A 7,725-nucleotide genomic window follows, 5' to 3' on the forward strand; every position below is an offset into this window, starting at 1 on the left:
CGCTTGAGTCTCCCGTAAGGGGAGACAAGAGGGTGGGGCCCATGAACGACGAACCGCTGTACGCGATCGGTGAACTGGCCCGACGCACCGGGCTGACAGTCAAGACGATCCGGTTCTACTCGGACCGGGGCATCGTCGAGCCGACGGAGCGCAGCCCGGTCGGCTACCGGCGATACGGCACGGAGGCGGTGGCGCGGCTCGAACTGGTGCGGACGCTGCGTGATCTGGGACTGGACCTGGACACGATCCGCGGGGTGGTGGACCGGGAGCTCTCGCTCGCCGAGGTGACGGCGGCGCACGCCGAGGCCCTTGACGTACAGATCCGCGCCCTCCAACTGCGGCGCGCGGTCCTGACGGTGGCGGCCCGGCGCGGCTCGGCCCCCGAGGACCTCGACCTGGTGCACCGGCTCGCGAAGCTCTCCGCGGCGGAGCGGTGCCGCGTCATCGACGACTTCCTCGCCGCCGTCTTCGACGGGCTGCACGACCACCCCGCGTTCGCGGGCGTCATGCGGTCGATGACGCCCGAGCTGCCCGCCGACCCGGAGCCCGAACAGATCGAGGCGTGGGTGGAGTTGGCCGGGCTGTTCCAGGACCCCGGCTTCCGCGGCAGCCTGCACGGGATGGCCCACGACATCGCGGCCGACCGGGCCCCGGACGACGCGACCGGACTCCCCCGCGTCCTCGCCGAGGCACTCCGCGCCCGCGTCACCCCCGCCCTCGCGGCGGGCACCGACCCGTCATCGCCCGAGGCCGAACCGGTCGTCGCCGACCTCACCGCCCACTACACCCGCATCCTCGGCCGTCGACTCCCCGCCGACGAACTGCGCCGACGGCTGCTGTCCCGCCTGGAAGCCATGAACGACGCGCGGCGCGACCGGTACCTGGAACTGCTCGCCGTGGTCAACGGCTGGCCGCCGCCGGACAGCCTGGCGCCGGTCCTCAACTGGTGCGTTGCTGCTCTGCGCACCGCCCGGTGAGCGCCCGTTCCGGCGAGCTGCCCGGAACCGGGGCCAGGGACGAGGCCGGGACCGCGTCCGGGTCTGGATCCAGGTCCGGGGTCGGGTCCGGGTCTGGATCCGGGGTCGGGGTCGGGTCTGGATCCGGGGTCGGGTCCGGAGGCTGCCGGCGGCCGCCGCCGTCCGGCTATCGCGCACTCCGGGCCGTGCCCGGCTTCTGGCCCATCGCCCTCACCGGGATGGCCTCGAAACTGGCTCCCGGCATGGTCGGCCTGAGCCTGCTGCTCCTGATCAGCCGTCACCACTCCTTCGGCACGGCGGGGTTGGCGGTGAGCTGCGCGGCCATCGGCCAAGGGGCGACGGCTCCGCTGCGAGGACGGCTGGTCGACCGATACCCTCGCCGTCCGGTGCTGCTGGGCTGTCTCGCCGGGTACGTGACGGCCATCGCGCTCCTCCTCGTCGTCGTACGCGGAGACGGCCCGCCCCTCCCACTGCTCACGCTCGCAGCGGTGATGGGAGCGACGTCCCCGCCGGCCGCGGTCATGATGCGCTCCGTCTGGCACCAAGCGGCCGGTGAACGCACCCTGGGCCCGGCGATGGCACTCGACTCGGCGATGACGGGTGCCGCCCTGGTCATCGGTCCCGCTCTCGCGGGCTGGCTCAGCGTGTCGGTCTCCCCGCTCGCTCCGCTCCTGGCGGTCGCGTCGCTGACGGCGGGGGCAGTCTGGCTGCTGGTCGTCCTTCCGACCACGCCGCACCCGGTCGAGCGCCAGCGCGGGCAAGGGCACGGCCTCCAGCCATTGCGGAACGCACCACTGCGCCAACTGCTTGCGGCAGACGCCTTGTTCGTCTGCGCCGTGACCGGCGTAGATGTGGTGCTGCCGAAGTACGCGCAGGAGCACGGCGCGGTCGCCCTGTCCGGATGGCTGCTCGGAGCGCTGTCCATGGGCAGCGTCCTCGGCAGTCTCGCGCTGGGAGCCGTGTCCGTGCCCGCCGCTCTGTCGGGCCGGGGACGGCGAATCCCCGTACTGCTCTGCGTGTTCGCGGCCGGGGCGGCTGCGCTGGCGTGCGCGGTGCGGCTGTCGCCGTGGGTCGTGCTGCTGGTCTGCCCGGTGGCCGGGCTCAGCATCGGGTCCGCCTTCGCGGCGCTGCGTACGACGGGTGGGGATCTCGCGCCGGAGGGGCGTGTCACCGAGACCATGGCGTGGCTGAACAGCGTGGACCTGGCGGGCGGGGCGCTCGGGGCGGCGGTGTTCGCGTGGGTCGCGGCGGCGGAAGGGAGCGGGACGGCGCTGCTGCTCGTGCCGGTCGTCGCGGTGGCGGCCATGGTGGTCGGCTGGAGCGCGCGTACGCCGAAACGGTGACCACGGCGCCCTCGGGGACCGTCCAGTCACTCCCGTGCGCCCCTCATGTGAGGGATGGCGGCTCGCCGGACAGATCAGCAAGCCTGGAATGCGTCACAGCCCGCGCGCCGCCGATCAGGGGGGCCGCGGCATCACGGACGGGCTCACGGGCCCGGACGGCAAGGGGGATCGGTATGCGCAAGGTCGTCGCAGTTGAGAAGAGGAAGACTCACACAACACAGAGAACACAGAGAACGCAGAGGACGCGGATGAGGCTCTCTGCGCTGTTCGTGGCCGTGGCCGCCGCGGCCGCCACCCTCGCACCGGTCTCCACCGCCCACGCCGCCGATGGGTATGACCGCTGCCCCGACGGCCACTACTGCATGTTCTCGGCCCTCGACGGGAACGGGGACATGGTCGCCCTCCGGGGAGACCACCCGGATCTCACGACGGTCGGCATGAACGACCGGGCCAAGTCGGACTGGAACCGGACGCCCTGGACCATCTACCTCTGGTCAGGGCTCCACTACACCGGCTGTACGGCCGTGACCTCTTCCGGCCCGACGGGCAAGGGCAACTTCTACCCCACCTACCGGGACTTCTTCAGCTCGGTGCAGTTCGGCGGGCCGGGCGGCCCCGGCTGCGGTACACCGCCCGGCGAGGACGGCTGAGCACGCGGTCGCGTCACGGCGGCATCGAGTCCGCGTACACGTGGGCGCTCACCCGCAGCAACGGGTGAGCGCCCACGACACGGGGACCGGCCCCTCGCTGGGGACCTACTCGTGTGCCTCCGCCTCCACCGGCTTCGGGATGAGGAAGGACGTGAGGAACGCCGCCGCGATCAGGACGACACCGGCGATCATGCCCGCCGAGTAGCCCGCGGCCGAGGTCTTGTCGGCCGGTTCGACGGCGGTCTGGACGGCGTACAGGAGCGCGAAGCTCAGGCCCGCGCCCAGGTTGAAGGCGCCGGCGTTCAGGCCCGGCAGGAAGCCGGGGTTCTCCTTCGGGGAGAGGACGATGCCGAGGCCGTTGAGGACGATGTTGCCGACGCCCGCGTACGTCACGCCGATGAGGACCGACGAGACGAGCAGGAGCGGGCGGGAGTCGGCCTGGAGGGTGAAGAGCATCAGGGCGACGGTTCCGGCGGAGCCGATGAGGCCGAGGCGCAGGATGCGGCCGTAGCCGTGGGTGGCGGCGAGGCGTCCGGCGATGGGGCCCATGGCCAGACCCGCGAGGGCGTACGGAGTGAGGGTCCACCAGGCCGACTCCTCGGCGCTCATCCCGAATCCGGCGTCCGCGTTCTGGGCGAACGCGGGGATCATGCCGTTCATGACGGCGAACACGCCCGTCATCGTCAGGACGGTGGTCAGCAACAGGGCCCAGGTGGAGCGCCGGCGCAGGTGCCGGGTGGCGACGAGGGGGTGGCGGCTGCGGTCCTCGGCGCGCCAGAACGCGGCGAAGGCGAGCGCGGCGACGACGGCGAGCCCGGCGACCAGCGGCCAGTTCGCGGCGCCGAGCTTCCCGGCCTCGTTGAGGCCGATGAGGGCCGCGCCGACGGAGACGACCAGGAGGGCCACGCCGGGCCAGTCCATGCGCCGCTCGGAGCCGGTGACGCGGGCGGTGGACTCCGGGGTGAGCGTGGCGACCAGGACCATGGCGAGTCCGGCCACGACGGCCATGACCCAGAACACGGACTGGAAGCCGTAGTTGTCGGCGAGGGAGCCGCCCGCGATGGAGTCGACGCCTGCGATGCCGCCGTTGACGGCGGTGATGACGCCGAGGAGCGTGCCGTACCGCTTCGGCTCGTGGACCTCGTTGCGCAGCATGATCAGGCAGAGCGGCACGGTCGGCCCGGACACGCCCTGGATGACGCGGCCGGCGAACAGCATGGGCACGCTCGTCGCGAGCGCGGCCACGACGCAGCCGACGGCCATCATCGCCATCATCGCGGCGAGCACACGGCGGCGGCCGATGAGGTCGCCGAGGCGCGGCAGGAACAGCGAGAAGAGGGCGGCGGAGGTGAAGAAGGCCGTCTGGGTCAGGCCGATCTCGGAGGAGGTGGCCCCGAGGGAGTCCTCGACGCTCTTCAGGGCGGGGCTGAGCATGCTCGCGTTGAGCTGGAAGGCGAAACAGGCCGCGAGCAGCGCGGTGACCAGGACCCATACGCGCACGGGGCGGCCGCCTGGGGTGGCGGCCGGGGTTGCGGTTTCGGTGACGGAGGTGTTCACGCGCGTACGTCGCCGATCCGCTCGAGGGCGTCCACGACCAGATCCCAGAACCGCTCGTGGTCCAGGTCGACGGCGACCTGGGTGCGGCAGTCGGCGGGGGCGGGCGCGCGGAAGTCCGCGACGGTCATGCCGAGGGTGAGGGTGCCGGTGAGCTCGATGTCCACGGGGGCCTTGCGTACGGTCATGACGCTCGGGTCGATGACGTACGCGACCGCGCACGGGTCGTGCACGGGCGGGGCCTCGAAGCCCTGGTTCTTCAGGTACATGGCGCCGAAGAAGTCCAGGAGCTCGTTGACGAAGACGGCGGGCTTGGTGCCGACCTTCGCGATGCGCTCGACGACCTCGGGGGTCGCGAGGGCCTGGTGCGTCAGGTCGAGGCCGACCATGGTGACGGGCCAGCCCGCGTTGAAGACGATGTGTGCGGCCTCGGGGTCGATCTTGATGTTGAACTCGGCGACCGCGCTCCAGTTGCCCGTGTGGTAGCCGCCGCCCATGAGGACGACCTCGCGGACGCGCTCGGCGATGCGGGGCTCCTTGCGGACGGCGAGGGCGATGTTCGTCAGGCCCGCGGTGGGCACGAGGGTGATCTCGCCGGGCTCGTGCGCCATCACGGTGTCGATGATGAGGTCGACGGCGTGGCGGGGGTCGAGCTCCAGGGTGGGCTCGGGCATGACGGGGCCGTCGATGCCGCTCTCGCCGTGGATCTCGGGGGCCGTCTCGACGGTGCGCACCAGGGGGCGGGGGCAGCCTGCGGCGAAGGGGACGCCGGTGATGTCCGCGATGCGGGCCACGGAGAGCGCGTTGCGGGTGACCTTCTCCAGGGTCTGGTTGCCGACGACCGTGGTGACCGCGACCAGCTCGACGTCGGGATTGCCGTGCGCGAGGAGCATGGCGATCGCGTCGTCATGTCCCGGGTCGCAGTCGAGGATGATCTTTCTGGCCATCGGCGGAACCTCTTTGTTCGGCTGAGCTGCCGCGGCGGGGCGGCGCTCGGGAAAACGTTCTCCGAAGACTTTGTGCAGGAGGAGGAATTCTGTCAATGACCTGCGCCACGCCCCGGGCGGCAAAGCTGTGATCTTCGCCGCGAAAGGGACTCTGGTCGTGACGGACGGCCGTTGATAACGTTTGCCGAAATTCACCGGAGGGGTGGGCACAGGCGTGGCTGACGTGACACTGCGGGACGTGGCCCGGGCCTCCGGCTGCTCCGTCGCCACCGTCTCCCGGGTCCTCGCCGGGACCCGCCCCGTCGGCGCCGAGACCGCCCGCCGCGTCCGCGAGGCCGCCGAGAGACTCGGCTATCGGCCCAATCACGCGGCCCGCGCCCTGCGCAGCCGCGCCACCGGCACCGTCGGCCTGGTCCTGCCGCAGATCACCAACCCCTTCTACCCGGCGCTCGTGCGCGAGCTGACCCACGCCCTGCACGCCGAGGGCCGCGCCGTGCTGCTCGCCGACTGCGACGACGACCCGGTGGCCGAGGCCGAGTACATCGACGATCTGCTGAGCCGGCGCGTGGACGCCCTCCTCGTCATCCCGGCCGACGAGCGCCGCAGCCGCGACGCGGTGGCCGCGGCCGCCGCCCGGGTGCCGCTGGTCCTGATGGACCGGGGCTGCGGACCGGGCATCGCGGACTCCGTGGCCGTCGACAACTCCGCGGGCATGGCCCTCGTACTCGATCATCTGGCCGCCACGGGCCGGCGCCGTGTCTGCTTCCTCGGCGCCGACGGAACGGCGTCGGCGGCGGCCGAGCGGCGCGCGGCGTACGCGGCCGGTTCGGGCGCTCTGGACGCGGCCGCTCCGGGGCGGATCGCGCTCGGCGACTTCTCCGTGGAGTGGGGCCGCGCGGCCGTCGACCTGGTGTGGGACGCCCGGCCCGACGCGCTGGTGTGCGCCAACGACCTCATCGCGGTCGGCGCGCTGCAGCGCCTGCAGCAGCTCGGCGCGGACGTGCCCGGCGACGTGGCCGTCACCGGCTTCGACGACATCCCGATGGCGGCGCTCTCCGCGCCGGGCATCACGACCGTCCGCCAGCCGGTGGCCGAACTGGCCGCGGAGGCCACGCAGTTGCTGAACCGGCGCCTGGCCTCCCCGGGCTCCGAGGGCCCGCAGCGGGCGATACGGCTCGCACCGGAGCTGGTGGTACGCGAATCGAGCGCACCCGGGGCCGGCGAGCGGGGCCTGGAAGGCGCGAGCACCGCTGTTGCGGTGAGCTGAGGCCCGGCGGCTCGCTTGTCCACGTGAACCGGTGTCCCCGTGCGGATCGTTGGGACGTACCTTGTGCGGTGAAACAGTTCACGCCTCGGTAGAAGACGGACGGTGCCCATGACCGACCCCGCGACGACGCCCGGATCAGCGGCGCGGCAGCACATCGACACGTCGGTGCCGCACTCGGCCCGGATCTGGAACTACTGGCTGGGCGGGAAGGACAACTACCCCGTCGACGAGGCGGCCGGCAACGCCTACAGCGCCGTCTACCCCGGCATCGTCACCATCGCCCGCAGCAGCCGCGCCTTCCTGCGCCGCAACATCACGTACCTGGTCGAGGAGGCGGGCATCCGGCAGTTCCTCGACATCGGCACCGGCCTGCCGACCGTGGACAACACCCACGAGGTCGCCCAGCGGCTCGCCCCCGAGACCAGGATCGTCTACGTCGACCACGACCCGATGGTCCTCGCGCACGCCCGCGCCCTGCTCACCTCCACCGCTCAGGGTGCGACGGCCTACGTGGACGCCGATCTCGCCGACCCCGACCGCATCCTGGCGGCCGCGGCCGACACGCTCGACTTCACGCGCCCCACCGCCCTGATCCTCAGCAACATCCTGGGCCACGTCGCCGACTACGAGCAGGCGCGCACCATCGTCGCCCGCCTCCTCGACGGACTGCCCTCCGGCAGCTACCTCTCCATCAACGACGGTTCACGGGGCGTCGACGCCGACTACGAACAGGCCCAGGACGCGTACAACGAAACCGGCGCCGTCCCCTACTTCCTGCGTCCCGTCGACCAGATCGAGGCCTTCTTCGACGGCCTGGAACTCCTCGACCCCGGCGTCGTCTCCGTCCCCTTCTGGCGCCCGGACCCCAAGTCCCCCGCCCCGGTGGCCATCGGTGAGCACGGGGGCCTCGCGCTCAAGCCGTGACGCTAAAGCCTGTTGCAGAAGGCTGCGTTCAGGCAGGTCAGAGCGGGTTCTCTGGTGGTTGTG

General features: G+C 72.1%; 7 protein-coding genes. 5 read left to right on the top strand and 2 right to left on the bottom strand.

Annotation, left to right across the window (positions count from 1 at the left end; all coding sequences use genetic code 11):
- The first annotated feature begins 41 nt into the window (after nt 1-41).
- The 3 genes from IEY91_RS18330 (at nt 42) to IEY91_RS18340 (ending at nt 2,970) form a co-directional block, all read left to right on the top strand.
- Nucleotides 42-977 (top strand): helix-turn-helix domain-containing protein, encoded by a 936-nt coding sequence (locus IEY91_RS18330; RefSeq protein ID WP_189174810.1) that lies wholly within the window; start codon nt 42-44, stop codon nt 975-977.
- Between the two features lie 185 nt (nt 978-1,162).
- The gene (locus IEY91_RS18335; RefSeq protein WP_229697057.1) at nt 1,163-2,320 is read left to right on the top strand and encodes an MFS transporter; all 1,158 of its coding nucleotides are present in this window, start codon (nt 1,163-1,165) and stop codon (nt 2,318-2,320) included.
- A gap of 248 nt (nt 2,321-2,568) precedes the next feature.
- Nucleotides 2,569-2,970: a peptidase inhibitor family I36 protein gene (locus IEY91_RS18340; protein WP_229697058.1), complete on the top strand. Its 402-nt coding sequence runs from the start codon at nt 2,569-2,571 to the stop codon at nt 2,968-2,970.
- A 105-nt stretch (nt 2,971-3,075) separates the two neighbouring features.
- Here the strand turns inward: IEY91_RS18340 and uriT are convergent, their stop codons facing one another.
- Nucleotides 3,076-4,527, bottom strand: coding sequence for a uridine transporter UriT (uriT, locus tag IEY91_RS18345; RefSeq protein ID WP_189174811.1), 1,452 nt, complete (start codon nt 4,525-4,527; stop codon nt 3,076-3,078).
- Entirely contained in the window at nt 4,524-5,471 is a 948-nt protein-coding gene (gene uriH / locus IEY91_RS18350) for a uridine-preferring nucleoside hydrolase UriH (protein WP_164327543.1), read from the bottom strand. The genes uriT and uriH overlap by 4 nt, the downstream gene beginning before the upstream one ends.
- 214 nt (nt 5,472-5,685) lie before the next feature.
- Between uriH and IEY91_RS18355 the strand changes: the two genes are divergently transcribed.
- Together IEY91_RS18355 and IEY91_RS18360 are read left to right on the top strand one after the other, a co-directional pair.
- A complete protein-coding gene (locus IEY91_RS18355) occupies nt 5,686-6,738 on the top strand; it encodes a LacI family DNA-binding transcriptional regulator (protein ID WP_189174812.1) in 1,053 nt (350 codons plus the stop codon).
- Between the two features lie 108 nt (nt 6,739-6,846).
- Entirely contained in the window at nt 6,847-7,662 is an 816-nt protein-coding gene (locus IEY91_RS18360) for an SAM-dependent methyltransferase (RefSeq protein ID WP_164327541.1), read from the top strand.
- Nucleotides 7,663-7,725: the final 63 nt, after the last annotated feature.

Source organism: Streptomyces lasiicapitis (genome assembly GCF_014646335.1).
GTDB classification, from domain to species: Bacteria; Actinomycetota; Actinomycetes; order Streptomycetales; family Streptomycetaceae; genus Streptomyces; species Streptomyces lasiicapitis.

Excerpts from the sequence above, each read along its gene's own strand:
- IEY91_RS18330 (WP_189174810.1), top strand. The coding sequence starts at position 42 with ATGAACGACGAACCGCTGTACGCGATCGGTGAACTGGCCCGACGCACC.
- IEY91_RS18340 (WP_229697058.1), top strand. The coding sequence starts at position 2,569 with ATGAGGCTCTCTGCGCTGTTCGTGGCCGTGGCCGCCGCGGCCGCCACC.
- uriH (WP_164327543.1), bottom strand. The coding sequence starts at position 5,471 with ATGGCCAGAAAGATCATCCTCGACTGCGACCCGGGACATGACGACGCG.
- IEY91_RS18360 (WP_164327541.1), top strand. The coding sequence starts at position 6,847 with ATGACCGACCCCGCGACGACGCCCGGATCAGCGGCGCGGCAGCACATC.